Below are 26411 nucleotides of genomic sequence, written 5' to 3' on the forward strand. Positions count from 1 at the left end.
CTCCCACCCCGACCCCGACCCCCACACCGACGAAGACGCCCACCCCTACGCACACGCCTTCGCCGACCCCGTCGCCCACGCCGACCAGGACGCCGTCGCCCTCGCCCTCGCCGACGCCCGTCCCCACGCCGTCACCGACCCCGCCTCCGCCAAGCCCGACGCCGGTGCCCACCCCGCCGCCGCCGTCCCCGGCACCCCCGCAGCCGCCCGTACCGGCGCCGGTCCCTGTGCCTCCCGCACCCGCACCTCTGCCGCCGGCACCCGTGCCGCCCGCGCCACCTGCGCCCGCGCCCCCGGCTCCTCCGCCGGCCCCGCCCGCGGCTCCGGCGCCCGCGGTACCCCCGGCACCTCCGGCCCCCGTCAGCCCCCCGGCCCCCAGCCCGGTGCGCCCGAGCCCGCTGTGGCCGACCCCGTCCGTGCGGCCCGTGCACCTCGCCCCGGCGGCGAAGCCGCTGGCCCAGGCGCAGCACCACCACAACGCCCCGATGACCACCACGATGCTGGTGGTCACCGTGCCCGCGATCCTCGCGGCGGCGGCCCTACGCCCCAGTGGTAGGGGCGGCGCCCGTGGCGGTGGCTCCGGCCGTGGCGGCGCGAGCGGCGACGGCGGCGGTACCGGGTCCGGGTCCGGCTCCGGACCCGCGCAGTCCTGACATCCGGGGGCGGCCCGGCCCCGGTCGTCGGCGCGATGCCGACCCGAGGGCCGCCCCCGCCCCACCGTCTTCTTCACAAGCCAAGCCAGAGAAGGGAGTTCCCATGTCCGAGTGGGTGGCCTTGGCCATCGCCATGGCGGCGGCCTGTGCCGTCGTGGTGGCGGTGGTCGTGCTGAGGCACCGCAGGGTCGGCGCCGTCAAGAACGTCGACGAGACGCCGGACGTCATCGAGTACATCACCATGATGATCGGTGTGGTCTACGCGATCGTCCTCGGTCTCGCCATCGCGGGCGTCTGGGAGGCGCGCGGCGCGGCCCAGGACGACCTGTTCCGCGAGGCGCAGTCGCTGCGCGAGGTGAGCGACCGCGCGGTGGTCTACCCGGCCGAGTTCCGCGACCAGCTCCGCGCCGACGTGGACGCGTACGTCACCTATGTGGTGAACACCGAGTGGGACTACATGGCCAAGCACGGTGAGATCTCCGAGAAGGGTGACCAGCTGCTGGAGAAGGTCCAGAACGAGGTCGCGACCCGGGCCCCCGCCTCGGACCTGGAGTCCCAGGCGTACCAGCCGATCCTGGACCGGATCAGCCAGACGTCCGACGCCCGCCACCAGCGCGGCCAGGCCGCCGGTCCGACGATGCCGGGGGTCGTCTGGTTCGGCCTGATCGCCGGGGCCGTGATCACCGTCGGCATGCTGTTCGCGCTCCAGATCCGGCGCACACCACGGGAGTTGATCCTGGCGGGCTGCTTCAGCGCGCTGATCGCCTTCCTGCTGTTCATGATCTGGGACTTCGACGATCCGTTCTCCCGGAGCGTCTCGGTGACGACCCAGCCCTTCGTGGACCTCTTCCCCTCGCTCAACCTCAAGAGTTGACCGCAACCTCAAGAGTTGACCGCAACCTCAAGAGTTGAGCGGGGAGGACACGGACGGCCCGCGCGAGACTCCTCGCGCGGGCCGTCCTCTTCGCCTGACGGGGCGTCAGCGAAGCGCCGAGTCCATCGAGTTGAGCATGGTGCCCGAGGCGTCGTCGTTCTCCAGGGAGAAGGCGAACAGACCGCCGAGGCCCTTGCCCTTCGCGTAGGCCCCGCGCGCCTGGACGGCCTGCGGGGTGTCACCCGTCCAGAAGTTGGTGCCGTCGTACACCCAGCTGCTCTCCGTCACCGGGTCCCAATGGGTCTGCGCGGCAGTCGGGTTGAGCTCCTTCCAGGCGGCGAGGCCCGCCTCCTGGCTGAGCGGCTTCTTGGCGGTCGGGCCGGTCGCGCTCTGGTACAGGCCGAAGTCGGAGCCCGCCGGGACGCCCGTCCAGCCGCGCCAGTAGAACGGGATGCCGAGCACGATCTTGTTCGCCGGGAAGCCGCCGGGGATGCCGTACTCGGGCAGGCCCGTGGTGTACGCGGTGAGCGTGGTGTCCACGTTGTACTTCCGGGTGCCGGGCTTGATGGGCGTGGTCGGGTCGGCCGGGCTGTCGTGCAGCGGGTCCTGGTGGTTGGTCGGGCCCGTGGCGTCCCAGGCGCCGTGCATGTCGTAGGACATCACGTCGGCGTAGTCCAGGTAGGCGCCGATCCTGTCGGTCTCCAGCTGGGCGATCTTGTCCTGGCCGCTGGGCAGGGCGGCGCTCAGCAGGTAGCGCTTGCCCTGGGTGGAGCCGAGGGTGTCCAGCTGGGTGCGGAACTCCTTGAGCAGCAGGGTGAAGTTCTGCTTGTCGGCGGCGGAGTAGTGGTTGCCCGCGTGGCCGCCGGCCGAGCCCGGGTACTCCCAGTCGAGGTCCACGCCGTCGAAGATGCCCGCCGCCGAAGCCTTGCCGCCCGCGGCGTCACCGGCGATGCCGGTCGGCAGGTTCCCCTTGATGAACATGTCGACACAGGAGGAGACGAAGGTCTTGCGGGAGGCGTCGGTGGCGGCCGCGTCCGAGAAGTACTTGGAGTACGTCCAGCCGCCGATCGAGATGGTGAAGCGCAGGTTCGGGTACTTGGCCTTCAGCTGGCGCAGCTGGTTGAAGTTGCCCTTGAGCGGCTGCTCCCAGGTGTCGGAGCTGCCGTCCACGCTGGTGCCGGAGTTGTAGTCGGACTGGTAGTCCGCGTACGCGTCGCCCGCGCCGTCACCGGCGTTGGGGTTGGAGTCGTTGCCGGAGTCGGACGCCTTCACCGCCTGGAAGCAGGTGAACTTCGTCGGGTCGATGTTGGCGAAGGCGTAGTGGACGACGTCCAGCTTGGCCGCCGCGCCGCTGGTGTCGACGTTCTTCGGGTAGTAGGCGTTCTCGTAGACGCCCCACTGGTCGAAGTACGCCGAGCGGACGGGCTGCGCGGCCGGGGCGGCGGCCGTGGTGGTGCTGACGGGCGCGGACTGCGCGGAGGCGTGGGAGCCCGAGTAGCCCTGGACGCTGAAGGTGTAGGCGCGGCCCGGCAGCAGCGAGCTGACGGCGACGTCGGTGCCCATCGAGGTGGCGACCAGCTGCCCGTTGGACCACACCTTGTACGCGATCGGCCCGTCCCCGCTGTTCAGGGTGGACGGCTGCCAGTTCAGCACCACGGCGCCGGAGGTCACCTTGCTGACCGTCACCCCGGTGGGCGTGGTGACCTGGCCGTCCCCGGCCGGGCCGGTGGCGGTGGCCGTCGCGGTCGGCGAGGCGGTGGGGCTCCCGGTGGCGGTGGGGCTGCTGCTCGCGGTCGGGCTGGTCGAAGCCGTCGGGCTGGTCGAGGCCGTGGGGCTGGCCGTCGCGGTCGGGCTGGAGGAGGCGGTCGGCGAGGCCGTCGGGGTGGAGGTGGAAGTGGGCCCGGCGGGGCCGGTCAGGGTGAGGTCGTCGGCGTAGTAGGCGCCGGTGCCGTACCAGCCGTGGGTGAAGACGGTGACGGAGGTGGTGGTGGCTCCGGTGGTGAAGGTGCTGCTCAGCTGGTTCCAGCCGGTGCCGCCGGGCGTCCAGGAGGAGGCGTTGACGCCGGTGCCGGTGGCGCCGAGGTAGACGTAGCTGCCCTGCACCCAGCCGGAGAGCGTGTAGGTGGTGTTCGGCAGGACGGTGACGGACTGCTGGCACTGCGCGGTGTCGGAGCCGGAGGCGGCGCCGCTGAGGGCGTGGCTCCCGCCGTGCGCCAGGGTGGTGACGACGGATCCGTTGGAGCAGGTCCAGCCGGCCAGGGTGCCGGTCTCGAAGTCGCCGTTGGTGAGCAGGTTGACGGGCGCGGCCGAGGCCGGGCCGAGGGTCAGGGCGAGGGCGGCGCCGCTGGTGGTGAGCGTGGCGGCCAGGGCCAGGGCGGTCGCTCTGCGGCGCCGGGTGGCGGCCGGACGGCCGGGCTGTGGAGCGGATGCGGGCAGGACGCGGTCGTGCATGCGGGATGTCCTCCGGAGATGTGGGGGTTCCGGCGGTGCGTGGCCCGGACGGGCCGAGGGAGCCTGCCCTCGCGTGGTGGGGACGCTCGGGCGGGTGACGCGTGCTGGCGGACGGTTCGCGGGCGTGCCGGGCGGCCTGCCCGTTCACGTCACGACTGAACAGATTGGACTGGACCAATATTCGCCGTCAAGGGCACCCGCACGCCGGGCCCGGTAGGTTGACCCGTACCGAGCAGGCCGCCGGACGGAGGACGCGCCATGGACAGCCAGGACTGGGACGACCGCTACGCCGCGAGCGAGCTGGTGTGGGGCGCCGAGCCCAACCGGTGGGTGGTGCGCGAACTGACCGACCTCGCCCCCGGAACCGACCTGGCCCCGCGCACCGCCCTCGACCTGGCCGCCGGAGAGGGCCGCAACGCCATCTGGCTCGCCACCCGCGGCTGGGACGTCACGGGCCTGGACTACTCCGCCGTCGCCCTCGAACGCGCCGAACGCCTCACCGCCGAACTGCCCGACGAGGTCGCCGACCGCCTCACCTGGCGCCACGGCGACGCCCGCACCTTCGAGAGCCCGGAGGCCGGCTACGACCTCGTCCTCGTCGCCTACCTCCAGCTGCCCGCCGGGGACCGCCGCACCGCGCTGCGCCGCGCGGCCGAGGCCCTGGCCCCCGGCGGCACCCTGCTGGTCGTCGGCCACGACCTCACCAACCTCACCGAGGGCGTCGGCGGCCCGCAGGACCCGGCCGTCCTCTTCACCCCCGAGGACGTCCTCGCCGACCTCGAGGGCCTGGGCCTGCACACCGTCCGCGCCGAACGCGTCCACCGGACGGTCGGTTCCGACCCCGGGCACGGGGGCGGCGAGGGCACGGCCGTGGACGCGCTGGTGCGCCTGGAGCGGGGCGCCGCGTGACCGAGGCCCTCACCCGACGTGCCCTGCTCGCGGGCCTGGTGGCCGCCACCCCGCTGGTGCTCGCGGGCTGCTCGTCCTCCAAGAAGAAGGACGCGCCGGTCGCGAGGGCGAGCGACCCGGGCGGTGAAGCCTTCGTGATGATCATCCGCCACGGGGAGAAGCCCACCGGCGACCAGAACGGCCGCGACGAGAACGGCCGGAAGGACGGCAAGTCCCTGACGGAGCGCGGCTGGGCCCGCGCCAACGCCCTGCCCGGCCTCTTCGCCCCGCCCGCCGCCGGGCTGCGCACCCCCGCCCGGATCCTCGCCGCCGCCGACCAGGGCCCGCTGGCCGGCGCCCACCGGATGCGCCAGACCGTGACCCCGCTCGCCGCCAAGCTCGGCCTCACCGTCGACACCACCCACGCCGAGTCCCAGGAGGGCGAGTTGGCCGCCGCAGCCCTCGCCGGGGTGCAGCCGGTGCTGATCTGCTGGGAGCACTCGCGCATCGGGAGGATCGTCGAGGCCCTCGGCGCGAGCGGCAGCGGCGCGCCCGCGAGCTGGCCGGACCGCTTCGACCTCGTCTGGGTGTTCTCCCGCCCGGCCGGAGGCGCCTGGACGTTCCAGGAGGTACGCCAGCACCTCCTGGACGGCGACGCCTGATCACCTCCGGTTCACCGGCCGTGACCCGTCGTCAACTAGCTTGTGAGGCATGAGGAATCGCATGCTCGTCGTGCCCGCCGCCGTCGCTGCGCTACTGCTGACCGGATGCGGCTCCGGCTCGGACGCCGATGACGACCGGCCGCCCGCGGCCGCCCCGAAGCCGACCGGGAAGGCGTCGGGCGCCGCGCCCACCGCGGGGGCCTCCGGCGGTGCGGCGGCCGGGGCGCAACGCCGCACGGACGGCGCCGAACTGGTCTACCGCGCGGACGGCAACCACAGCGCCCAGAACCCGGCCTTCTCCCCGGACGGCGGTTCGCTGCTGCTCACCGAGTTCGCCGACGGCTACGACAAGGGCTCGGCCGCCCTGGAGACCCTGGCGCTGACGGGCGGCGCCAAGCCGGCCACGGCGCTGTCCGACCCGGACAAGGCTGACGTCAACCTGCCCGGCAGCAGCTGGAGCGCGACGGCCGGCGCCTTCGCCTTCGCCAGCGACCGGGAGTCCGGCCACGACGAGGTCTGGCTGATGAAGCCGGGCGGCGCCCCCGAGCGCGTCACCCAGCACGAGGACGACTCCGCCTACGACGAGCCGACCTTCTCCCCGGACGGCCAGTGGATCGTCTTCCAGCAGAGCTGGGATCCGGCGAAGGCGGCGGCCCAGGGCGCCTCGGCCTCGGCGGACCCGGCCCAGGACGACGCGGGGGACGACACGTCCGAGCAGGACTCGCTGTGGAAGGTGCCGCGCGGCGGCGGCGCGCCGGTGAAGCTGGTGGACGGCAAGGCCACCAAGACCGACAACCGGCAGCCCAACTGGTCCCCGAAGGGCGACCGGATCGTCTTCCAGCGCCGCGCCGCGAACGGCGACAGCTGGGCGCTGTGGACGGTCAATGCGGACGGCAGCGGCCTGCGGCAGGTCACCGACGTGCCGGGCGACCACACCGACCCCAGCTGGTCCCCGGACGGGCGCCGCCTGGTGTTCTCCTCCACCACGGGCAACCTGCCCACCGCCCAGGTCTTCGTGGTGTCGGCGGACGGCGGCGCCCCGGTGCGGGTGACCGACGACGACGGCTCCTACGACGGCGCGCCGAGCTGGTCCCCGGACGGCAGGTGGATCGTCTTCGAGTCCTCGGCCGGCGGCGCCGAGGACCACCCGGCCGCGCTCTGGCGGATCGCGGCGCCCGCGCTGTGAGCCGAAGGACACGGCCTGGGCCCGGACCTAGCTCAGCCGGTGAGAGCGGCGTGAGCTCGGGGTAGGGTCCGAACAGGGCGCTGTCCGATGATCGTGAAGTCGCCACATCAGTGTGGAGGCGTGGCGGGCAGCGGCAGGAGCGAGGAGGGCACGATGAGCGTTTCGCTGGCCAAGGGACAGAGGATCAGCCTGGAGAAGCCGGGCGGTGGGCAGCTGAGCGTGGTGCGTATGGGCCTGGGCTGGAAGGCCGCGCAGCGCAAGGGGTTCTTCGCCAAGATGCTCGCCGCCGGGCGGGAGATCGACCTGGACGCCTCCGCGGTGCTGTTCGCCCAGGGCAAGCCGGTGGACGTGGTGTTCTTCCAGCACCTCACCAGCAACGACGGCTCCGTGCGGCACAGCGGGGACAACCTGGTCGGCGGCGCCGGGGAGCAGACCGACGACGAGTCGATCGCGGTCGACCTGCTGAAGGTCGCGGCCGAGGTCGACCAGATCCTGTTCACCGTCAACTCCTTCACCGGGCAGACCTTCCAGGAGGTCGAGGCCGCCTTCTGCCGACTCGTCGACGAGACCACCGGCACCGAGCTGGCCCGCTACACCCTCACCGGCGGCGGCCCGTACACGGCGCAGATCATGGCCAAGGTGCAGCGCACGCCGAACGGCTGGCAGATGGCGGCGATCGGGCAGCCGGCCAGCGGGCGGACGTTCCAGGACCTGATGCCGGAGATCGTCAAGCACCTCTGAGCACGCCCCGGGCCCGCCTCCTCCGTCGCACGGGGGAGGCGGGCCCGGGTTCCTCGGCCGACGTCTCATTCTTCGGCCGACGTCGGCTGATGTCGGCCGACCTCAGCCGACGTCCCGGCGCCCGAACCCGGCCAGGCCCAGCGCCAGCAGCGCGGCCGCGACCAGGGTGAGCACCGCGAGCGGCGTCCAGTCCATCGCCGCCGCCGGCAGCCGGGGCACCTGCCCGAACGGCGAGAGCCGCTCCAGCGCCGAGGGCAGCTTCAGCAGCGGGCCCAGGTAGCCCACCAGCAGCGCGTAGGCGGGGACGATCCAGGCCAGCGGCATCGCCCGGGGCAGCCAGCCGTACACCACCGCCGCCACGCCGACCGTCACCCACTGCGCGGGGGCGAAGGCCAGCGCGGCGCCGACCAGCGCCGGGAACCGCCCCGCGTCGCCGGTGGACAGCGCCCCGGCCAGCCCGAAGCCCACCCCGGCCGCCAGCAGCACGGCTGTCGAGCCCAGCAGCGCGGCCACCAGGTGCCCGCCCAGCCAGCCCGTACGGGACACACCCGTGGCCAGCACCGGATCGGCCCGCCCCGCCTCCTCCTCGGCGCGCGGGCGCTGGGCGGCCAGCACCGCGTACACCGCCCCGACCACGGCCACCACCAGCAGGGTGTACGCGGCGTAGGCGTCGGTCAGCGAGTGCCCGCCGACGCGGGTCAGCGCCTCGCGGATCCGGCCCACGTCCTTGAGCATCGAGTCCGCCTGGCCCAGCACCGAGCCGTACATCGCGCCGAGGAACAGCAGCGCCGTCGCGAAGCCGCCGATCAGGCCCCGGTGCAGCCGCAGCGCCAGGCCCAGTGAGGTCCCGAGGGCCGCCCCGGCGGTGGCCGGGCCCGGACGGGCGGCGCGCAGCCCCGCGCCGACGTCCCGGCGGGCGCTCAGCAGGAAGGCGGCCGCGCCGACGGCGGCGGTCAGCGCCAGCAGGGGCAGCAGCGGCCACCACCGCCCGCCCGCGAACGGGTAGGTGCGCTGCACCCAGCCGATCGGGGAGGCCCAGGCCAGGCCGCTCTCGGCGGAGTCCCCGGCGGCCCGGACGGCGTACGCCGCGCCGATCACCGCCATCGCCAGCCCGGAGGCCGTCCGGGTGTGCGCCGAGACCTGCACGGCGACGGCGGCCACCGCCGCGAACAGCAGCCCGCCGCCGGCCGAGGCCGCCGCGAACAGCGCCGCGCCGGAGCCGGTGATCCCCGGCACGCCAAGGCCCGGCAGGCCCAGGGCCAGCAGCAGGGCGAGCGCCAGGTTCGCGACGGCGGCCGTGGCCAGGGCGGCGGCCAGTTGGGCGTGGCGGCCGACGGCGGCGGAGCGGACCAGCTCGGCGCGGCCGCTCTCCTCCTCGGCCCGGGTGTGCCGGGTGACGATCAGGACGCTCATCACCCCGGCCAGCACGGCGAGAAGGCCCAGCATCCGGTGGCTCAGCATCGAGCCCCAGGTGTAGTCGGCCAGGTAGTGGCGGGGGCCGGTCATCGCCAGCAGCGCCGGGCCGGCGGAGGAGTTCGCGATGGAGGCGCGGTCGGCGGCCGTCGCGTACAGGGTGTGCAGGCTGTTCGCGGTGGAGATCGTCAGCAGCCCCAGGCCCAGCACCCACACGCCGAGCCGGACCCGGTCGCGGCGCAGCGCGAAGCGCAGCAGGGTGGCGGTGCCGGTGAGCGTGCCCCCGGGGGAGCGGGGCGCCGCCTGCGGGCGGGCGGGGGCCTTGGCGGTGGTGGTCATCGCGCGGACCCGCCGTCGACGGGGTGCCCGTTGGCGGCCAGCTCGTCGCCGTAGTGGCGCAGCATCAGCTCCTCCAGCGTGGGCGGGTGGCTGACCAGGCTGCGCACCCCGGCCTCGCTCAGGAGCCGGACGGCGGCGTCGAGCTGCGCACCGTCCACGGCGAAGCGGACGCGGGCGCCCTCGGTGCGGACGGCGTGCACGCCGGGCAGCGCTTCGAGGCCCGCGACCGGGCGCAGGGTCTCGGCCTCGACGGAGGTGCGGGTGAGGTGGCGCAGTTCGCCGAGGGTGCCGGTCTGCACGACCCGGCCGCGCCGGATGATGCTGACGCGGTCCCCCAGCTTCTCGACCTCGTCGAGGATGTGGCTGGAGAGCAGGACGGTGCGGCCCTGCTCCTTGGCCTGGCGCACGACGTCCTGGAAGACCACCTCCATCAGTGGGTCGAGGCCGGAGGTCGGCTCGTCGAGGAGCAGCAGTTCGGCGTCGGAGGCCAGCGCGGCGACGATGGCGACCTTCTGGCGGTTGCCCTTGGAGTAGCTGCGGCCCTTCTTGGTGGGGTCGAGGTCGAAGCGTTCGATCAGCTCCGCGCGGCGGCGGGCGTCGGGGCGTCCGCGCAGGCGGGAGAGCAGGTCGATGGCCTCGCCGCCGGTGAGGTTGGGCCACAGCTCGACGTCCCCGGGGACGTAGGCGAGGCGGCGGTGCAGTTCGACGGCGTCGTGCCACGGGTCCAGGCCGAGCAGGCGGGCGGTGCCGCCGTCCGCGCGCAGCAGGCCGAGCAGAACCCGAATGGTGGTGGACTTCCCGGCTCCGTTGGGGCCGAGGAAGCCGTGCACCTCGCCGGTCTCGACGGTGAGGTCGAGGCCGTCCAGGGCGGTGGTCCGGCCGAAGTCCTTGCGGAGGCCGGACAAGGTGATTGCCGTGGTCATGCTTCCGAAGCTACCGTAGTTTCAGAAGAACGTGAATATTGGGAAGGCGTTAAAGTTCGAGGCGCAGTGATCAACCGGAAAGGACGACGGGGAGTGACGGAGCAGGAGGCGGTGGGGGAGGCCGGCGGCCAGGCGGTGTCGGACTTCGTCGAGCGGTTCGCCGCCGAGCTGGTGGTGGCGGGCATGCAGCGGATGCCGTCCCGCATCTTCGCCTGCCTGATGGCGGAGGAGAGCGGGGTGCTGACCTCCGCCGAGCTGTCCGAGCGGTTGAGGATCAGCCCGGCGGCGGTCTCCGGCGCGGTGCGCTACCTCATCCAGGTCGGGCTGGTCGCCAAGGAGCGCGAGCCGGGCTCGCGGCGCGACCGGTTCCGGGTGCTCAACGACGTCTGGTACGAGTCGCTGACCAGGCGGGACGAGATCATGACGCGCTGGATCCGGGTGCTCAGGGAGGGCGAGAACACCGTCGGCACCGGGACAGCCGCGGCGGCGCGGATGGCGGAGACGGCGGAGTTCTTCGAGTTCATGATCAAGGAGCTGCACGGCATGCTGGAGCGCTGGCGCACCCGGCACGAGCAGCCGACCCACGGGGAGTCGGCACAGCGGTGGCACGGGGCGTAGCGGAGATGCGGAAGGGCCCGGCGCGAGTTCTGCGCCGGGCCCTTCCGCATGGGTCACTTCGTCGGGGCCGCCGAGGGGGAGAGCGCGGAGCTCGGCGTGGCGGCGGCTGCGGCCGGGGTGGTCGCGGCGGTGGTCGCCGTGGCCGTCGCGGTCGGGGTGGGGAGCGGGCAGCCGTCGGGGCCGGTGGGCGTGGCGGTCGGGGACGGCGTGCCGGACGGCGTGGCCGTGGCGCTCGGGGACGGCGTCCCGGACGGCGTGCCGCTGGGCGTGGCGGTCGCGGTCGCGCTGGGGGTCGGGCAGCCGGTGGGGGTGCCGCTCGGGGTGCCCGACGGGGTGCCGGAGGGCGTCGCGCTCGGGGAGGTGCTGCCGGACGGGGTCCCGCTGGGGGTCCCGCTGGGCGTGGCCGAGGGGCTCGCGGACGGCGAGGGCGAGCCGCCGGGCGTGGGCGTACCGGTGGTCGGCGTCGTGGGGGGTGTGGTGGGCGTGGTGCTCGGCTGCGGCTCCGGCGCCGGGGTGGTGCCGCCCGTCGTCCCGCCCGTCGAGCCGCCGGTGGACCCGCCCGTGGGCGGGACGTACGGGGAGGGCAGCGGGGCCGGGATGCCGGCGCGGTCCGGGACGGTGGCGACCGAGCCGCTGCCGAAGTGGACCATCCAGTTGCGGACCGTCCGCAGGTACTCGGTGGAGTTGTTGTAGCTCAGGACCGCCCGGTCCAGCTGGGCCGGGTCGGCCAGGTCCCGGCCGCCCGCGCAGAGGTAGCGCCCGGCGGCCTCGGCGGCGTCGAAGATGTTGTTGGGGTCGGCCTTGCCGTCCCCGTTGGCGTCCACGCCCCAGGAGGCCCAGGTGGAGGGGATGAACTGCATCGGCCCGACGGCGCGGTCCCAGCGCGGGTCCCCGTCGTAGAGGCCGCCGTCGGTGTCGGGTATCGCGGCGAAGCCGTTGCCGTTCAGCACCGGGCCGAGGATGGGCGTCAGCGTGGTGCCCGCGGCGTCCACCTGGCCGCCGTTGGCCTGGCCGGACTCGACCTGGCCGATCGCGGCCAGCAGCTGCCAGGGCAGGTGGCAGCCGGGGGAGCGCTGGGCGAGGCGGGTCTCGGCCTGGCGGTAGGCGGCGAAGACCGTGGCGGGCAGCGCGGGCCCGTTGGCGGCGAACGGCCCGGCCGCGGGCTGGCCGGGCAGGCCGGGGATGCCCGCCGGCACGCCGGGAGGCTGCGGCAGCTGGACCGTCCCGCCGCCGTCGGCGGAGCCGCCGGGGGTGGTGCCGCCCGGCGTCGGGAACAGGCGGCCGCCGTCGGGCGCGGAGACTCCGGCGGGAGTGGCGGCAGCCTCGGCCGCCGCGGTCGGCGCCATGCCGAGACCCGTCACCTGGGAGCCGGTCAGCGCGGCGAGCGCGGTGAAGACCGCCGCCGTCCCCGCGATCCGCTTGCCGATGCGGAGCCTGCGCCCGCCCCCGTTGCCGCCTGCCGTCGCCGCCATGCTGTTGCTGTCCCTCCCGTAGCCGCCCCGGACGCTCCCGGAACGGTTGAGACCTCGTCATCGTGCCCGTCTGCCGCGGGCAAGCCCCCGCCGCCGGACGATTAGTATCACGACGATCTGACGGCGACGGGGTGCCCGAGGTGAACGCCCCGGGCTCAGTGCGGGCGTGAACGACCGGCTCCCGGCCGGGGCGGTGCGCCGCCGAACCGGTACGAACCACTCCACCCGCGCCCACCCTCCGGGCGGGGAACGCGAGTTGGCCGAGGCCACAACGGGGCATGTCGCGCGGGCTGTCGGGCCGTCCCGCGCCGCCGGGGGGCGCTTCGGGGCGCGGCGGTGGTGCGTGCGCGTCCCAGCGGGCTCCCGGCGGCGCCCGCGACCCGTCCCGCTGACCTGCCGCGATGGGTGCCCGCGCGCTGCCCGTCCGGATCCCGTCCTCTAGCAGGACGGCGGCCCCGACACCAGGAAGTGGCCCCAACTCCCGCCTGGACGGGTGACGTTCTGGTGAATGTGGGCATGCCAGGGGCGGGGGAGCGCCATGCTGTGCCGCGTGACGACCTGGATGGAGGACCGGACCGTGAGCGCGAACCTGCCGGAGACCGTCGCCGAGGGGGCGGTCGTCCTGCCGGCGCCCCCTCGGGTGGTCGACGACCTCGCCCGAGACCTGACCCATGCCGCGGCCGCCGTCCGGGCCCTCTCACGGGTGTGCCGTGGCGGTGGGGACGTCTCGGTGGCCGCGTACACCGCCGTGGTGTGCACCGGCCGTTCGGCCGCCCGCGCGCTGGAGGAGGCGGCCGCCTGGTGCCGCCAGGCCCCCGAGGCGGAGGTGCACTCCCTCGCCTGGGCCCGGGTGCCGGGCCACCGCGAGGACCTGGACGAGTACCGCGTCACCCTCGCCGTCAGCTTCCCCGACGAGGAGACCGGGGAGCATCTCGGCGACACCCACCGGGCCCGCCGCTGACGCCGTACCATCGGTCCCATGAACACTGGGGGTACGAACGAAGGGGTGGGCGGCGTGACCGGGGATTCCGTGGACGGCGGTGCGGTGCAGGCCGGTTCGGGGAGCGGCGACGGCCCGCGGGAGCTGTCGCGGGCCGCCGCTGTGGGCGCCACCGTGCTGGCGGTCCTGTGCGGATGCGCGGTGATGCTGGCCTTCCTGAACTGGCTGGGGTGGAGCATCCCGCTGATCGGCGTGCTGGTCGCCAAGGCCGGGATCAAGCTGGCGGTCGCGGGCTTCGCGGGCCTGGCCGCCGCCTTCGCCTGGCTGCGCACCAGGCTCGGGCGGCGGTGACCGAAGGCGGCCGTGACCGCAGGCGTCAGCCGGCCTGCGGGGTCGGGCAGGTGAGGTCGCGCTCGGGCGCCCTGTCGTCCAGCAGGTACCGCTCGACGACGTCCGTGACGCAGGTGTTCGCCGTGGGGTACTGGCCGTGGTCGCCGCTGCCGGTGACGGTCACCAGCCGGGAGCCGCGCAGGGCGCGGTGCGCGCCGACGGCGGCCTCGTAGTAGGTGGCCGGGTCGTGCACGGAGTTGAGCATCAGGGTCGGCGGCAGGTGGGCGCCGGTGACCTTCACCCTGGGCGCCGGGTCGGTCGGCCAGGCGGCGCAGACCGCGCTGAAGGCGAGGGTGCGGGCACCGGCGAGCGGGTAGCGGGCGGTCAGTTCGGCGCCGCGCTCGGTCCAGGTGTCCAGGTCCCGGTTCCACGGGGTGTCGGAGCAGGTCACGGAGAAGTACTCGGCGGTGAACTCCGGTCCGAGGTACTGGCCGAAAGCCTTGTGGGCCAGGGCCTTGGCGTCCGGGCCGGCCGCCTGCCAGTCGTCGAGGGCGGTCAGCGCCTGAGCGAAGGAGGGGAAGTTGGAGGCCAGGTAGACCGTGCCGATCGCGCCGTTGTCCAGCTGGTTCGGGCCGATCGTCAACGAGCCGTCGACGATGGGCGTGTCGTGCAGTCCGGCGCGCACCCGCTCCCAGTGCGCCTTGACCTCCTCGGGCGTCGAACCCCAGTGGTAGGTGGCGTCGCGGGCGGCGAGCCAGGGCACGAAGTCCTCGTCGAAGCGGCGCTGGAAGCTCATCGGCAGGCCGAGCTGGAAGTTCTCCCAGGTGCCCTCCCAGCCGATGTTGCTGTCGAGGATCAGGTGGTCGACCCGGTGCGGGAAGAGCGTGCCGTAGTAGGCGCCGATCATCGAGGCGTAGGAGGGGCCGAGGTAGCTGAGCTTGCGCTCGCCGAGCAGGCCCCGGAACAGGTCGACGTCGTGGGCGGTCTGCACGGTGTTGATGTACGGCAGGAGGTCGCCGCTGTTCCTCTGGCAACTCTCGGCGAACTTGCGGGAGTTGTCGATGACCTTGGCGATCGCCTCGGGGGATCGGTCGCGGAAGTCGCCCGCCATGAACTCCTGCCACTCCTCCTGCGTCTCGCACACCACGTGGGTGCTCCGGCCGACCCCGCGCTGGTCGAGGCCGACGATGTCGTACACGGCGGCGACCTTGGGCGCGGCCTTGACCAGCCCGGCCGGCCGGACCAGGCCGTTCTGCGCGCCCGGGCCGCCGGCGCCCAGCATCAGCGTGCCCTTGCGCCCGGCCGGGTCGGTGGCCTTGTGCCGGGAGACGGCGATGCTCAGGTCGGCCGTCCCGGAGTCCGGGTCGTTCCAGTCGCGGGGCACGGCCATGGTGGCGCACTCCAGGGTCGGCTGCCCGTCGCAGGGCTGCCAGTTGAGGATCTGGTGGCTGTAGCGGGCGGGCACCGCGACGGCGTCGCCCGGGTCGCGGCCCTCGGGCGCCGCGGAGGCGGCGGTGGCGGGCAGTGCGAGCCCGGCGACGGTGGCGGCGGCGAGGGCCAGGGCGGCCCGGCGGGTGCGGGAGGAGGTCGTGTTCACGGGAACGATCCTTCCGGGCCCGGCCCTGACGCTCGATCATGCGGGCATCCGTCTTGGGGGTGGTGCTGGATACACCCTGAGACCAACCCCTAAGGGGTCAGGGCGTGTCGTTCGGATCACGGCGCCCGCCCGGCGTGAGCCGAACGACACGCCCTAGTAGGCAGCCGTGAAGCGGGTGCGGCGGTGGGTGGGGGTCTCGGCCTCGTCGAGGAGGGCGACGGCGAGGTCCTCCATGGAGATGGCGGAGTTGCCGTCGGCGTCGAGGAGCAGGTCGTCGCGGCCGAGCCGGTAGCGGCCGGTGCGCTCGCCGGGTTCCAGGAGCGCGGCCGGGCTCAGGTACGTCCAGTCCACCGCGGGGTCGGCGCGGTAGAGGTCGAGCTGCTCGTTGCAGGCCAGGGCTATCGGGCGGATCTCGTCGGGGAAGGACGGGTCCTCGGCGAGGGTCGCGCCCGTACCGGGGACGGTGAGGCTGCCCGCGCCGCCGACGGCCAGCAGCCGCACGGCCGTACCGGTGAGGCCGGCCAGCAGGCCCCGGGTGGCGGCGGGCAGTTCGTGCTCGCTGCCGGGGGCCGGGCGGGTCGCGGTGATCACCAGGTCCTGGCCGTCGGCGATCCGGGCGACGGCCTGCGGGTCGCGGGCGTCGCCGACGGCGATGGCGACGGTGGGTGGGAAACCGTGCGCCCTGGCGGCGTCCCTGACGACGGCGGTGACCTCGTGGCCGCGGGTCAGGGCTTCGGTGACGACCCGACGGCCGACGTTGCCGGTGGAGCCGAAGACGGTGATGCGCATGGGGGTTCTCCTCGGGAAGGTGTTCAGGCGTTCTCGTGGACGGACGGGGTGCGGGCCGGGTCGGCCGGGGGTGGCGGGGCGGTGGGCCGCTGCCGCTGGGTCTGCGCCGAGACGAGCGCGGCGAGGACGATCAGCGCGCCGAGCGCCTGGAGCGGCGAGAGGTCCTGCCCGAGCGCCAGCCAGCCGAGCGCGGTGGCGACCACCGGGCTGAGCAGGGAGAGGAAGGAGGCGGAGGTGGGCGGTAGGGCGCGCAGCCCGCGGAACCACAGCGCGTAGGTGAGCGCGCCGCCGATGAGGCTGAGGTAGGCGTAGCCGAGCAGGTTGGTGCCGGTGAGGTCGGAGGGCGGCGGCCCCTCGACGAAGAAGGTGACCGGCGCGAGCATCAGCCCGCCGGCGGCGAGCTGCCAGCCGGTGGTGGCGAGCACCGGCGCGGGGGAGGTCCAGCGCTTGGAGAGGACGACGCCGGTGGCCATGACCAGGGCGCCGCCGAGCGCGGCGGCCACGCCGATCATGTCGAGCTGGGCGTTGGCGCGCAGCACGAGCAGGCTGACCCCGGCGACGCCGGCGATGCCGGACAGCACGGTGCGCAGTGTCAGCCGGTCCCCGAGCAGGGCGGCGGAGAGCCCGGCGGTGACCAGCGGCTGGACGGCGCCGACGGTGGCCGCGACGCCGCCGGGCAGGCGGTAGGCGGCGACGAACAGCAGGGCGAGGAAGACGCCGATGTTGAGCGCGCCGAGGACGAGGGAGCGCCACCACCAGCTGCCCGTGGGCAGTCGGCGGGTGAGCGCGATCAGCAGCAGACCGGCGGGCAGGGCCCGGAGGGTGGCGGCGAGGAGCGGGCGGTGGGGCGGGAGGAATTCGGTGGTGACGAGGTACGTCGACCCCCAGACGGCGGGGGCGAGTGCGGTCGTCAGCACGATCCCGAGTCGTTGTCTTAGCACTAAGCCAATGTATCTCACTGCTAAGACATATTCCATCCGAGTGTGGGAGTGAGGTGGCTCACGGTTACCTCATCACTAAGGGATTCGGGGGCATCCCCTACCCTGAGAGGCGTGGCAGAGCATGCAGATCACGTGGACCGCGTCGTCGCGCAGTGGGGGGCCGAGCGCCCCGACCTGGACGTCTCCCCGATGGAGGTGTTCGGGCGGCTCAAGCGACTCCATCGCCTGGTGAGCGCCGAACTGGACCGCACCTTCGCCCGGCACGGCCTGGACGCCGCCTCCTTCGACGTCCTCGCCACCCTCAAGCGCAGCGGCCCGCCCTACCGCCTCACCCCCAGCGGCCTGATGCAGTCCGCGATGGTCACCTCCGGCGCCATCACCCAGCGCCTCGACCGGCTGGAGGCCCGGGGTCTGGTCACCCGCACCCGCAGCGACCAGGACGGGCGCAGCCGGGAGGTCGCCCTCACCCCCGAGGGCCACGCCCTGATCGAACGCGCCCTGCCCGACCACCTCGCCACCGAGCACCGCCTGCTCGAGGGCCTCGACGACACCCGCTCCGCCGCCCTCGTCGACGCCATGCGCGCGATGCTCACCGCGCTCGGGGACACCGAGGGCCCGCCGGTACGGAGTTAGGGTGCAACAGCGACCGCCTTGAAGAAGGTGTAGAGGAACGTCCCGCCCGGCTCGGCCGTGCGCCGCAGTTCGGCGAGGCCGCGATCGAACTCCTCGGGCGTCGTCAGCCCGGCGGCCAGCGCGTCCGCCCGTACGGACTCGACCATGGCGATGAACGTCCGCCGGGTGAAGCGCTCCACCAGTGCCGGGCGGGCGTCGTCCACGTAGACCGCCCGGGGGCGCGTCGCCACCTGCGCGAAGCCGGCCTCCGTCAGCAGCGGGTGCAGCCGGCGGCCGATCAGCGCGTCCCCACCCGCCTCGGCCTGCAGACGCACCAGGTGGTCGATCGTGCGGCGGGCGGCCGGGCTCTCCGGGTGGAAGAGCGTCGAGCCGTGGTCGCCCTCGATCACCGTGACCGTCCCGCCCGGGCGCAGCACCCGGCGCAGCGCGGCCAGGGCCGCCACCGGATCGGCCAGGTGCTCCAGGACGAAGCACAGGAAGACGTGGTCGAACGAGCCGTCCGGGAAGGGCAGTTCGTGCAGGTCCCCGTGGTGCCAGTGGATGTCGGCCCCCGGGGACTCGGCCGACACCCGCTCGCGGGCCCGCGCCAGCGAGTCGGCGGACAGCTCCACCGCCGTCAGCCGAACGCCCGGACTGGCCGCCAGCAGGTGCACCGTCTGCGCGCCCACCCCGCAGCCCGCCTCCAGCACCCGGCTCCCGGCCGGGTAGGCCGTGTCCGCGTGCAGCAGTTCGGCGAGGGTGTCGGCCTGGTCGCCGAGGCGCTGGGCCTCGTGGGGCGAGTAGCCGTGGACGTAGGCGGTGTCGGGGTTCGGGTTGCGCGTGGTTTCCGTGGTTTCCGTGGTCATGGCTCCACCCTCGCGCCACTATGGACCGGTGAACAGGTCCAAAGTGGAGCCACTCGAGGGGGCCAAAGCGGTGGGCTCCAAAGTCGCGGAGACCGGCGCCGACTTCCTCCAGCTCGACCCCGCCCACGCCCCGCGCGGGGGTCTCACCGACTGGCTCGCCGAGCAGCTGCGCGCTGCCGTCGCGGACGGGCGCCTCCCCGCCGGCAGCAGGCTGCCCGCCTCCCGGCTGCTCGCCGGGGAGCTCGGCGTCTCCCGCGGCGTCGTCACCGACGCCTACCGGCGCCTCGCCGAGGAGGGCCGCGTCCTCGGGCAGGGCAGGGGCGGCACCGTCGTCGTCGCGGGCCCCGCCGGGCGCGGGTCCGCACCCGTACGGCCGGTGCCGGAGCAGGGCCCCGGGCTGTTCGCCGAGGACCCCGCGCGTGAGGTCTTCGACCGGCTGCGTGCCGCTCCCGCCCGGATCGACCTCACCCCCGGTGCGCCCGACCTCACCGCCTTCCCCCGCGCCGCCTGGCTGCGCTCCGAACGCGCCGTCCTCGACACCCTCGCCGCCTCCAACCTCGGCTACGGCGACATCCGCGGCACCCCCCAGCTGCGCGGGGCCGTCGCCGACTGGCTCGCCCGCAACCGGGGCATCCGCACCGACCCCGAGGACGTGCTGATCGTCGCCGGGACCTCCCAGGCCCTCGCCCTGCTCGGCCGCGCCCTCGGCCGGACCGGCGTCACCGAGGTCGCGGTCGAGGACCCGGGCTCCCTCGGCACCCGCCAGCACCTCGAGCACTGGCTCGCTGCCGTCCCGTCCGTCCCGGTCGACGCCGAGGGCGTCCGCGTGGACGCGCTGCGCGCCCTCGGCGCCCCGGCCGTCCTGCTCACCCCCGCCCACCAGTACCCGACCGGCGTCGTCCTCGGCGGCGAACGGCGACGCGACCTGCTGCAGTGGGCGGCGGACGGGGGCCTCGTCCTCGAGGACGACTACGACGCCGAGCACCGCTACGACCGCCCGCCCGTCCCCGCCCTCCATGCCGCCCTGCCCGACCGGGTCTGCTACATGGGCACCGTCTCCAAACTGCTCGCCCCCGCGCTGCGCACCGGATGGCTGCTGGTGCCGCCGCGGCTGCGCGAGGACGTCCTGGAGGAGAAGCGCTACGCCGACCTCGGCAACCCGATCCTGCCGCAGCTGGTGCTCGCCCGGTTGATGCGCTCCGGTGAACTGGAGCGCCACCTGCGGCTGTTGCGCCGCAGCCACCGCCGCCGCCGGGACGCCATGATCGCCGCGATCCGCACCCACCTGCCGGAGGCGACCGTCCACGGCGCCGCCGCCGGACTGCATCTGATGCTCACGCTGCCGCCGCAACGCGGCTGTACGGACGCGGAGTTGGCGGCGGCCGCGCTGGAGCGGGGCGTGAAGGTGCAGCCCCTGTCCTGGCATGCGCGGCTGCCCGGCCCGCCCGGGCTGGTGCTCGGGTACGCGGCCGTCCCGGTGGGGGAGATCGCCGAAGGCGTGGCGGTGCTGGGGGAGTTGGTGCGACTCAGTCGAGGTCCAGGGGCCGTCCGGGCTGGGGGACGATCAGGAACTCGGTGACCAGGGCGACCGGCCGGCCGTCGGCGCCGTAGCCGGCCCAGGTGGGGTAGCGGCCGTCGCCGAAGCCGGTGCGGAAGGCGACCAGGCCCCCGCCGGTGTCGGGGTCGGTGAAGACGGCCGGGCCCAGGTCGTCCGGGTCGACGTCCGCACGGGCGTCGAAGCCGGCCTCCAGGGTGTCGCCGTCGCCGAGCAGGTCGTAGAGCTCGTCACCGGCGGCCGCGTCGAAGAAGCAGCCGGTGCCGGTGTCGACGCCGTAGCCGAAGTAGTCCTCCTCCCCGAGGGCCTGGATCTCCTCCTCTTCGCCGTCCGCCATCGCCCACCGGACGACCGGCTCCTCGGCCAGCCGCAGGTGCGCGGCGGCGACCCGGCGGTCCGGGGTGTACTCCTCGTCGCCGGGCCGGGTGAATTCCACGACGGACAGCGTCACCGGGTAGCTGCCGGGCGGCGGGCTCTGCGGGAACGGCTCGCCCGGCTCGCTGAGGCAGACGTGCGGGTCGCAGGCGGACACCGTCCCGCTGGGCAGCGGCAGTTCGGCCGTGGGGAGGGCGACCACGACGGCCGTCGTGCCGTTCGGGCAGTCGTAGCGGGCGCCCAGCGTGAGGAGGCGGTCGACGTCGGGGGCGGGCAGGGGCATGGGCGTGGCCCTTTCGAGGTCCATATCGATCAGCTGATCAGCTGATCAGTCGGTCATTGGATGAGCGGGAGGCTATCGGGCGGCGGTGACACGGGAGTTGCCGGGCGGCCGGTGCGCGTGCGAGGGGGCGCGTGGCGTACTGCCGGGCGCGGGCGTGCGGCACTACGCTGGCCTGCCGTAGATCCGCTGCTCGACTGCTCGACCCAGGAGGCGTCATGGGCCCGTTACGGCGTGCGGTCCGGCTCGGCGTGGTGCTGGCGGCGCTGGCCACCGTGAGCGGGCCGGCACCCTCCGGCTCGGCGGCGCTCGCGGGCAGTGCCCCCGAGGAGAGGCGGATGACGATGGCCTTCCACCACGAGGACGCGCGGGTGCTCGCGGGCCGCCGGATCGTGCTCTCCTACCCCGGGCCCACGCCGCCGCCCGCGGTGCTGCGCGCGATCCGGGAGGGTCGGGCCGCCGGAGTGATCCTCTTCGGGGAGAACATCACCGGTCCGGAGCAACTGTCGCAGGCCGTCGCCCAGTTGAAGCAGGCTTCGGCCGAGTCTCCGGACGGGCTGCCGCTGCTGCTGATGACCGACCAGGAGGGCGGCAAGGTCCGCCGCCTGCCGGGAGCGCCCGAACTCTCCGCCCGCCGCACCGGGTTGGCGCCGCACCCGCTGGCGGCGGCCGTCTCATCCGGTACGGGCGCCGCGCGCACGCTCACCGACGCCGGTCTCAACGTCAACCTCGCGCCGGTGCTGGACGTCTACGACACCCCGGGGAACTTCATCGACCGCTACGAGCGCTCCTACGGCCAGGACCCGCGCCGCGTGGCCGAGTTGGGAACCGCCTTCCTCGCCGCCCAGCAGGGCCTGGGTGTCGCGGCCACGGCCAAGCACTTCCCGGGCCTCGGCGCCGCCGCCCGGGACGAGAACACCGACACCCGCCCCGTCACCCTGCCCGTCACCCTGGAGCGCCTGCGGGAGCGCGACGAGGCGCCCTACCGCGCCGCCGTCGCGGCGGGCGTGCGGATGGTGATGACCTCCTGGGCGGTCTACCCGGCCCTCGACCCCGACCACCCCGCCGGGTTCTCGGCCGCCGTCGTCCAGGGCGAGCTGCGCGGGCGCCTCGGCTTCGAAGGCGTGACGGTCACCGACGCCCTGGAGGCCGAGGCCCTCGCCCCCTACGGTGCCACCGGCCCCCGCGCCCTCGCCGCGGCCCGGGCCGGGATGGACCTGATCCTCTGCTCGGCCCGCGACGCCCAGCAGGGCGAGGACGCGGCGCAGGCCCTGGCCGCGGCCCTCGACTCGGGCGAGCTCGACCGCGCCGCCTTCACCGCGGCCGTTGCCCGGGTCGACGCCCTGCGCGCCTCCCTGGACTGAGCCCCCTGGACTGAGTCCCTTGGGCCGAGTCCCCTGGACGGGCCGTCTGATGGATCGTCAGCCGGGTTCACCGGGCGTTCAGGGGGGATTGGCCCGACGGCCGCGCATGTCGGGCTGGTTCCCGCCATCCAAGGTTAGATTTCGGCCGGGTCGGCACTTCGAAGGCCAAATGCGCCTGGAGGCTATGAATCGCATGGCAAAGTCTTCGTTGTGGCGCGTATGAAATGTCATATGCGACACGTCACCCTGAATATTCCATTGCGATTCCCTCAGAAGGGGAGATCATGAACCGCCTCACCCGTTTCGCCGCCGGCGCCGCCGGTGCCGCCGCCCTGCTGACCGCGCCCACCTCGGCCTTCGCCGCCTCGGCCGGCGCCACCGACACTGCCACCACGGTCACGACCTGCACCTACGGCCTGCAGTCCGGCCTGGCGACGTACGCCTGCACCGATGTCACCGGTGACAGCGTCGTGGTCTACGGCAAGGTCGGCATGGCGGGCCCGCCCTCCCCGGGCACCCCGTGGCCGCCGGCGCCGAAGGAGCTGTTCACCACCCTGTCGGCCGAGATCGCGGGCGGCACCTCCCTCGGGTCCGTGAACGGGCGCGGGATTTTCCAGGTCAACACCCTGCGCTTCGACGGCTTCACCTCCACCGTGCCCTGCGGCTCGACGGTGAACGCCACCTTCTCCGTGACCTCCTACGGGTGGGGGCCGCGCCCGGTGACCGTCTCCGTTCCGGTGAACTGCTGACGGCGGGATCGGTCAACGGCCGGGCCCGGGGGCGTGAAGCCCCTGGGCCCGGTTCGTGTTTTCGCGGGCACGCCCGGTGACGGTCCTGTGCCTGTAAGGTTGCTGACGGCCCGTCATCGTGGCTGCCGGGTCCGGGGGTTGGCAGCGTCCCGGGCCTGGCTCTTGCGTGTCCGGGGCCGGGCGGGGTGGTGACGGGTGTCACCTCCGGCGGTGACGACTTGAAGAAATCTTCATCTGTCGCGATGATTCCCTTCGGCAGGGCAGGCAGAGGCCCCCGGCCGGACGACCACCGAACCGGACGCGAGGGAGTGAAGCGGACGATGCCGGTCCCGCTGTACCAGGCGAAGGCGGACTTCTTCCGCACCCTCGGGCACCCCGTCCGCATCCGCGTCCTGGAACTGCTCCAGGACGGGCCCCGGCCGGTGCGCGAGCTGCTGGCGGAGATCGAGATCGAGCCGTCCAACCTCTCCCAGCAACTCGCCGTGCTGCGCCGCACCCAGCTGGTGACGGCCACCCGCGAGGGCAACACCGTGGTGTACGCGCTCAGCACCCCGGACGTCGCCGAACTGCTGCGCGCGGCGCGCCGCATCCTGACCGAGCTGATCGCCGACCAGGGCGCGCTGCTGACCGAGCTGCGCGCCACCGGCGGCCGGCCGACCCGCTGAGCCCGACCCGAGGAGAACCCACCATGAGCGACGGCACGAACGAGGAGAAGGCGCGCCGCAGGGCGATGCTCATCCGCGCGGGCATCTACATCTTCGCCACGCACCTGTTCGCCGGCTTCGTGCTGCTGCTCTTCGCGCTGGGCAACCGCAACTGACCGGTCAGCGGTAGCGCCTGCTGGTGCTGGACCAGATCCGGGCGCCCTCCACCAACTCCCGGGTGCCGTCGAGGTACCACCGTTCGTCCGGATGGCGCCGCAGCAGCTCGGCGCGCAGGGCTTCGCTCTCCTCGCAGAGCCGGGCGACCCGGGCCCGCACCGCGCGTACGGCGCGTCGGCGGGTGCAGCGCAGGGCCCGCTGCACGGTGTGGACGGTGTTGAAGGCGGCCTCGCTCTGGCGCTCCTCCCGCTCCAGCGAGTAGAGGTCGTTGATCAGCGTGGCGGCGTCGGCGGTGGCGGCGCGCAGGCGGTGCAGCGCCGGGTCCGCGTGGAAGGCGGCGGGGGCGTCGGCGCCGTGGACCCGTTCCAGTATGTTCATGAACGGGTAGAGGCAACTGCCGTGGCGGCGCAGCCTCATGGTCTCCGCGAGGCCCAGCGAGGGCACGGTGCCGCGGGCGCGGTGCTCGGCCTCGGCGGGGAAGGTGGCCAGGCACGCCTGCCACTCGTGGGCGGCGCGGGCGCGCCAGGCGGGGGAGGCGGTGGCGCTCTGCCGCTGCCACAACTCCCGCCAGGCGGCGGCCAGTCGGGATTCCTCCGGGGCGGCGCGCGAGCTGCCGTGGAGGGTGGCGATCAGCGGGTCGACGAGGGCGCGGGCCTCGGCCGGGCGGCGGCCCGGCGGGCCGTCGAAGCGGTCGTCGAGGATGGTGAACCAGCCGAGCACGTCGACCAGGAGGTCGAGGTCGGCGCCCCGGGCGCGGGGGAAGGCGTGCCCGATCAACTCGTGCAGGGCGTACGCCTGGTAGCCGGGCAGGTCGCCGGGTGCGAGCAGGCCCCGGCGCACCGTCCAGTCGGCGTGCCGGTGGGCGGCGTCGCCCAACTCCGCGCCGGGGCGCGGGGTCCGGGGCCTGGGGGCGGCGGGCAGCGGCGGATCGAGCGTCGTCCGGGCGGCCGGGACGGCGGAGGTCGCGGCCCCCGTGACCGGGCACCGGGAGGGCGGGGGCCCGACGGCGGGCGAGCGCGGCGCCAGCCGGACCCGCAGCCCCTGCGCCTGGACGGTGGTCCACACCACCTCCCGGGCCCGCGCTCCCGGCACCGCCTCCGGCCGCCAGCGCCGCAGGATCGCGGCGGCCGCGACCGTCAGCTCGGCCCAGGCGAACGCCTCCCCGATGCACTTGTGCTTGCCCGCGCCGAAGGGCAGGAAGGACGTCCGTCCGCCGCCGCCCTCCTGCCAGCGCTCGGGGCGGAAGGCGAGCGGGTCCGGGTAGCGCTGCGGGTCGCGGTGGAGCGCGGTGAGGCTGTACAGCAGCTCGGTGCCGGCCGGGATGCGGTACGGGCCGAGGTCCACGGGCACCTGGGCGGTGCGCATCAGGAACGCGTTGGGCGCGTGCAGCCGCACCACCTCCTGGGTGACGCTGCGGGTGTACGTGAGCCGGGCGAGCGCCTCGGGGGTGGGCGCGGTGCCGGCGGGCAGGTGCTCGTCGAGTTCGGCGAGCATCCGGGCCTCGACCTCGGGGTGGCGCAGGAGTTCGTCGAGCAGCCAGGTGAGGGTGGTGGAGACGGTCTCGGTGCCGGCGCCGAACATGGTGATCGCCTCGGAGCGCACGTCGTCCTCGGTGAGCGGCCGTCCGGTGGCCGGGTCGGTGGCGGCGCGCAGCAGCGCGGGCAGGGTGCCGTGCTCCTGGGCGGTGTCGCGGGGCCCGCGCCCGTTGACGGCCTGGTCGACGACGCGGTTGAGCACCCGTACGGCGGCGTCGAAGCGCCGGTTGACGGGCAGCGGCAGCCGGCCGAGCGACGGGTGGGGGTAGAGGGACTGGACGATCTGGCCCTTCACGAGGTCGGGCAGGGCGCGGTGGAAGGCGACGGTGGCGTCCTCGCTGAGCCGGGCGTCGAACAGCGAGCGGGTGACGATCTCCAGGGCGAGGTGGTTCATCTCCTTGGCGACGTCGAGGACCTGGCCGGGCCGCCAGCGTCCCGCGCGCTCCTCGGTGACCTGGTGCATCACCCGCAGGTACTCGGCCATCCGGTCCTGGGCGAAGGCGGGTTGGAGGACGCGCCGCCGGTCGCGGTGCGCCTGGCCCTCGGACATCAGCAGGCCGTCGCCGAAGGCCGTCCTCAGGGTGTCCTGGACGGCGCCGCGCGGGCAGTCGTGGGCGAGGGCGACGAGCAGGGTGTGGACGAGCCGGGCGTCGGTGACCACGCAGACGGTGCGCGGGCCGAGCCGGACGCGCACCACGCCGCCGTACCGGGGCAGGGAGCCGAGGAAGCCGAGCGGGTCGCGCAGCAGGGCGGCGGCGTGCCCGATGCCGGGGAGTGCGCCGGGTGCCAGGGCGGGCAGGGCGGCGCGGACGGCGGGCGGCGTGGGCGGCGCCGGTCTCGGGGGGACGATTCCCAGCCGTTGACAGTGGAGCCTTGTCTCGGTCAGCAGGGACATGTCACTACCTCTCAGTAGAGGGGCCGGTTCGGGCGGTCCCGGGGGATTCGCCGGCGGGCGGCCGGCCGGAAAGCGCGGGGCCGACCGGCTCGGACCCCGCGCGCGCCCTGGCTGGAGGGCGCACGCCATGGGAAACGCGCCGGTCCGGCGGGCGTTGCGCCGTACGCGCCCGGATCACCCCAACGGCCGATCGCCGCCCCCTCGCCCGGCGGCCCTCCGCAGCCGGCGCCGCAGGACCTTCGGGCCCTCGCCGTCCGGGCAGCCGCCTGCGCGCTGACCCTCCGGCTGCCCGCCCCGGCCGCCTGATTCCACCCTTGCTGACAGATCGTCATCTTCCGTACGTGAACCGCATGTCCAGTTTAGGAATTCGCCAGCTCACGGCTCTGGCCACGGCGCCTCCGGGAGGTCTAGCATTCCGGACACGGCCCTCGGAGTCACGGCCCCGGGACTCCGGCCTGGTGGCCGCTGCCACCCCGCCGGGGAGCGCACACCCCCCGATTGCGCTCCCCGGCACCTTTGCGTCCCGGCCCGGGTGGACAGGT

Annotated in this window: 24 protein-coding genes and 1 pseudogene; 15 read left to right on the plus strand and 10 right to left on the minus strand. The window is 74.4% G+C overall.

Annotated features, from left to right (window positions below; genetic code table 11):
• Positions 1–556: pseudogene (locus IH61_RS47390) on the plus strand (hypothetical protein); the annotation flags it as partial.
• Between the two features lie 200 nt (positions 557–756).
• Complete coding sequence (locus IH61_RS0133105) at positions 757–1527, plus strand: DUF4239 domain-containing protein (RefSeq protein ID WP_031076721.1); 771 nt, start codon at positions 757–759, stop codon at positions 1525–1527.
• A 105-nt stretch (positions 1528–1632) separates the two neighbouring features.
• On the opposite strand, the gene IH61_RS0133110 is transcribed toward IH61_RS0133105, so the two are convergent.
• Entirely contained in the window at positions 1633–3978 is a 2346-nt protein-coding gene (locus tag IH61_RS0133110) for a glycosyl hydrolase family 18 protein (RefSeq protein WP_031076723.1), read from the minus strand.
• Positions 3979–4236: 258 nt separating this feature from the next.
• Between IH61_RS0133110 and IH61_RS0133115 the strand changes: the two genes are divergently transcribed.
• The 4 genes from IH61_RS0133115 (at position 4237) to IH61_RS0133130 (ending at position 7455) form a co-directional block, all read left to right on the plus strand.
• A complete protein-coding gene (locus tag IH61_RS0133115) occupies positions 4237–4887 on the plus strand; it encodes a class I SAM-dependent methyltransferase (protein ID WP_031076725.1) in 651 nt (216 codons plus the stop codon).
• Positions 4884–5528 (plus strand): hypothetical protein, encoded by a 645-nt coding sequence (locus tag IH61_RS0133120; protein ID WP_051838486.1) that lies wholly within the window; start codon positions 4884–4886, stop codon positions 5526–5528. The genes IH61_RS0133115 and IH61_RS0133120 overlap by 4 nt, the downstream gene beginning before the upstream one ends.
• Positions 5529–5577: 49 nt before the next feature.
• Complete coding sequence (locus tag IH61_RS0133125) at positions 5578–6714, plus strand: TolB family protein (protein ID WP_031076728.1); 1137 nt, start codon at positions 5578–5580, stop codon at positions 6712–6714.
• Positions 6715–6867: 153 nt separating this feature from the next.
• Positions 6868–7455 carry a TerD family protein gene (locus IH61_RS0133130; protein ID WP_031076730.1) on the plus strand — a complete coding sequence of 196 codons (588 nt, stop codon included), beginning with the start codon at positions 6868–6870 and terminating at the stop codon, positions 7453–7455.
• A 102-nt stretch (positions 7456–7557) separates the two neighbouring features.
• On the opposite strand, the gene IH61_RS0133135 is transcribed toward IH61_RS0133130, so the two are convergent.
• Together IH61_RS0133135 and IH61_RS0133140 are read right to left on the minus strand one after the other, a co-directional pair.
• Positions 7558–9207 carry an ABC transporter permease gene (locus tag IH61_RS0133135; protein WP_031076732.1) on the minus strand — a complete coding sequence of 550 codons (1650 nt, stop codon included), beginning with the start codon at positions 9205–9207 and terminating at the stop codon, positions 7558–7560.
• Positions 9204–10130 (minus strand): ABC transporter ATP-binding protein, encoded by a 927-nt coding sequence (locus IH61_RS0133140; RefSeq protein ID WP_031076734.1) that lies wholly within the window; start codon positions 10128–10130, stop codon positions 9204–9206. The genes IH61_RS0133135 and IH61_RS0133140 overlap by 4 nt, the downstream gene beginning before the upstream one ends.
• Positions 10131–10223: 93 nt before the next feature.
• Here IH61_RS0133140 and IH61_RS0133145 point away from each other — a divergent pair, with 93 nt between their 5' ends.
• On the plus strand, positions 10224–10748 hold the full coding sequence (locus IH61_RS0133145; RefSeq protein WP_051838487.1) for a GbsR/MarR family transcriptional regulator: 525 nt from the start codon (positions 10224–10226) through the stop codon (positions 10746–10748).
• Between the two features lie 53 nt (positions 10749–10801).
• Here IH61_RS0133145 and IH61_RS0133150 read toward each other — a convergent pair whose 3' ends face one another.
• Entirely contained in the window at positions 10802–12220 is a 1419-nt protein-coding gene (locus tag IH61_RS0133150; protein ID WP_063763318.1) for a lytic transglycosylase domain-containing protein, read from the minus strand.
• Positions 12221–12770: 550 nt separating this feature from the next.
• Here IH61_RS0133150 and IH61_RS46465 point away from each other — a divergent pair.
• Together IH61_RS46465 and IH61_RS0133160 are read left to right on the plus strand one after the other, a co-directional pair.
• A complete protein-coding gene (locus tag IH61_RS46465; RefSeq protein WP_158845548.1) occupies positions 12771–13181 on the plus strand; it encodes a hypothetical protein in 411 nt (136 codons plus the stop codon).
• 54 nt (positions 13182–13235) lie between these two features.
• On the plus strand, positions 13236–13511 hold the full coding sequence (locus IH61_RS0133160; protein ID WP_158845551.1) for a hypothetical protein: 276 nt from the start codon (positions 13236–13238) through the stop codon (positions 13509–13511).
• A 25-nt stretch (positions 13512–13536) separates the two neighbouring features.
• Here the strand turns inward: IH61_RS0133160 and IH61_RS0133165 are convergent, their stop codons facing one another.
• From IH61_RS0133165 to IH61_RS0133175, 3 genes are all read right to left on the minus strand, one after another.
• The gene (locus IH61_RS0133165; protein ID WP_051838488.1) at positions 13537–15087 is read right to left on the minus strand and encodes an alpha/beta hydrolase; all 1551 of its coding nucleotides are present in this window, start codon (positions 15085–15087) and stop codon (positions 13537–13539) included.
• A gap of 153 nt (positions 15088–15240) precedes the next feature.
• On the minus strand, positions 15241–15876 hold the full coding sequence (locus tag IH61_RS0133170; RefSeq protein ID WP_031076750.1) for an NAD(P)-dependent oxidoreductase: 636 nt from the start codon (positions 15874–15876) through the stop codon (positions 15241–15243).
• Between the two features lie 23 nt (positions 15877–15899).
• Positions 15900–16793 carry an EamA family transporter gene (locus IH61_RS0133175; RefSeq protein ID WP_324607637.1) on the minus strand — a complete coding sequence of 298 codons (894 nt, stop codon included), beginning with the start codon at positions 16791–16793 and terminating at the stop codon, positions 15900–15902.
• A gap of 135 nt (positions 16794–16928) precedes the next feature.
• Here IH61_RS0133175 and IH61_RS0133180 point away from each other — a divergent pair, with 135 nt between their 5' ends.
• Positions 16929–17450, plus strand: a complete 522-nt coding sequence (locus IH61_RS0133180) for a MarR family winged helix-turn-helix transcriptional regulator (protein ID WP_031076754.1) — start codon at positions 16929–16931, stop codon at positions 17448–17450.
• Here IH61_RS0133180 and IH61_RS0133185 read toward each other — a convergent pair.
• Positions 17447–18295, minus strand: coding sequence for a methyltransferase domain-containing protein (locus tag IH61_RS0133185; RefSeq protein WP_037973694.1), 849 nt, complete (start codon positions 18293–18295; stop codon positions 17447–17449). The two genes, IH61_RS0133180 and IH61_RS0133185, sit on opposite strands and share 4 nt — an antisense overlap.
• Between IH61_RS0133185 and IH61_RS0133190 the strand changes: the two genes are divergently transcribed.
• The gene (locus IH61_RS0133190; protein WP_078911587.1) at positions 18294–19874 is read left to right on the plus strand and encodes a PLP-dependent aminotransferase family protein; all 1581 of its coding nucleotides are present in this window, start codon (positions 18294–18296) and stop codon (positions 19872–19874) included. The two genes, IH61_RS0133185 and IH61_RS0133190, sit on opposite strands and share 2 nt — an antisense overlap.
• On the opposite strand, the gene IH61_RS0133195 is transcribed toward IH61_RS0133190, so the two are convergent.
• Positions 19822–20532, minus strand: coding sequence for a DUF4241 domain-containing protein (locus tag IH61_RS0133195; RefSeq protein WP_078911588.1), 711 nt, complete (start codon positions 20530–20532; stop codon positions 19822–19824). The two genes, IH61_RS0133190 and IH61_RS0133195, sit on opposite strands and share 53 nt — an antisense overlap.
• Positions 20533–20723: 191 nt before the next feature.
• Here IH61_RS0133195 and IH61_RS0133200 point away from each other — a divergent pair, with 191 nt between their 5' ends.
• From IH61_RS0133200 to IH61_RS49180, 4 genes are all read left to right on the plus strand, one after another.
• Positions 20724–21869: a glycoside hydrolase family 3 N-terminal domain-containing protein gene (locus tag IH61_RS0133200; RefSeq protein WP_051838491.1), complete on the plus strand. Its 1146-nt coding sequence runs from the start codon at positions 20724–20726 to the stop codon at positions 21867–21869.
• A 284-nt stretch (positions 21870–22153) separates the two neighbouring features.
• Positions 22154–22618: a hypothetical protein gene (locus IH61_RS0133205; RefSeq protein ID WP_031076764.1), complete on the plus strand. Its 465-nt coding sequence runs from the start codon at positions 22154–22156 to the stop codon at positions 22616–22618.
• 320 nt (positions 22619–22938) lie between these two features.
• Entirely contained in the window at positions 22939–23283 is a 345-nt protein-coding gene (locus IH61_RS0133210) for an ArsR/SmtB family transcription factor (protein WP_031076766.1), read from the plus strand.
• Positions 23284–23306: 23 nt separating this feature from the next.
• On the plus strand, positions 23307–23438 hold the full coding sequence (locus IH61_RS49180) for a DUF6126 family protein (protein ID WP_234327434.1): 132 nt from the start codon (positions 23307–23309) through the stop codon (positions 23436–23438).
• Positions 23439–23442: 4 nt separating this feature from the next.
• On the opposite strand, the gene IH61_RS43455 is transcribed toward IH61_RS49180, so the two are convergent.
• Complete coding sequence (locus IH61_RS43455; RefSeq protein ID WP_051838492.1) at positions 23443–25869, minus strand: cytochrome P450; 2427 nt, start codon at positions 25867–25869, stop codon at positions 23443–23445.
• Between the last annotated feature and the right edge of the window lie 542 nt (positions 25870–26411).

Origin of the sequence: Streptomyces sp. NRRL WC-3742 (genome assembly GCF_000720635.1) — a bacterium.
Classification (GTDB): Bacteria; Actinomycetota; Actinomycetes; order Streptomycetales; family Streptomycetaceae; genus Kitasatospora.

Excerpts from the sequence above, each read along its gene's own strand:
- IH61_RS0133185 (WP_037973694.1), bottom strand. The coding sequence starts at position 18,295 with ATGACCACGGAAACCACGGAAACCACGCGCAACCCGAACCCCGACACC.
- IH61_RS0133200 (WP_051838491.1), top strand. The coding sequence starts at position 20,724 with ATGGGCCCGTTACGGCGTGCGGTCCGGCTCGGCGTGGTGCTGGCGGCG.
- IH61_RS0133210 (WP_031076766.1), top strand. The coding sequence starts at position 22,939 with ATGCCGGTCCCGCTGTACCAGGCGAAGGCGGACTTCTTCCGCACCCTC.
- IH61_RS0133125 (WP_031076728.1), top strand. The coding sequence starts at position 5,578 with ATGAGGAATCGCATGCTCGTCGTGCCCGCCGCCGTCGCTGCGCTACTG.
- IH61_RS0133115 (WP_031076725.1), top strand. The coding sequence starts at position 4,237 with ATGGACAGCCAGGACTGGGACGACCGCTACGCCGCGAGCGAGCTGGTG.
- IH61_RS0133195 (WP_078911588.1), bottom strand. The coding sequence starts at position 20,532 with ATGGACCTCGAAAGGGCCACGCCCATGCCCCTGCCCGCCCCCGACGTC.
- IH61_RS0133205 (WP_031076764.1), top strand. The coding sequence starts at position 22,154 with ATGAACCGCCTCACCCGTTTCGCCGCCGGCGCCGCCGGTGCCGCCGCC.
- IH61_RS0133130 (WP_031076730.1), top strand. The coding sequence starts at position 6,868 with ATGAGCGTTTCGCTGGCCAAGGGACAGAGGATCAGCCTGGAGAAGCCG.
- IH61_RS0133135 (WP_031076732.1), bottom strand. The coding sequence starts at position 9,207 with ATGACCACCACCGCCAAGGCCCCCGCCCGCCCGCAGGCGGCGCCCCGC.
- IH61_RS0133150 (WP_063763318.1), bottom strand. The coding sequence starts at position 12,220 with ATGGCGGCGACGGCAGGCGGCAACGGGGGCGGGCGCAGGCTCCGCATC.
- IH61_RS43455 (WP_051838492.1), bottom strand. The coding sequence starts at position 25,869 with ATGTCCCTGCTGACCGAGACAAGGCTCCACTGTCAACGGCTGGGAATC.
- IH61_RS0133140 (WP_031076734.1), bottom strand. The coding sequence starts at position 10,130 with ATGACCACGGCAATCACCTTGTCCGGCCTCCGCAAGGACTTCGGCCGG.
- IH61_RS0133105 (WP_031076721.1), top strand. The coding sequence starts at position 757 with ATGTCCGAGTGGGTGGCCTTGGCCATCGCCATGGCGGCGGCCTGTGCC.
- IH61_RS0133170 (WP_031076750.1), bottom strand. The coding sequence starts at position 15,876 with ATGCGCATCACCGTCTTCGGCTCCACCGGCAACGTCGGCCGTCGGGTC.
- IH61_RS49180 (WP_234327434.1), top strand. The coding sequence starts at position 23,307 with ATGAGCGACGGCACGAACGAGGAGAAGGCGCGCCGCAGGGCGATGCTC.
- IH61_RS0133110 (WP_031076723.1), bottom strand. The coding sequence starts at position 3,978 with ATGCACGACCGCGTCCTGCCCGCATCCGCTCCACAGCCCGGCCGTCCG.
- IH61_RS0133190 (WP_078911587.1), top strand. The coding sequence starts at position 18,294 with ATGGCTCCACCCTCGCGCCACTATGGACCGGTGAACAGGTCCAAAGTG.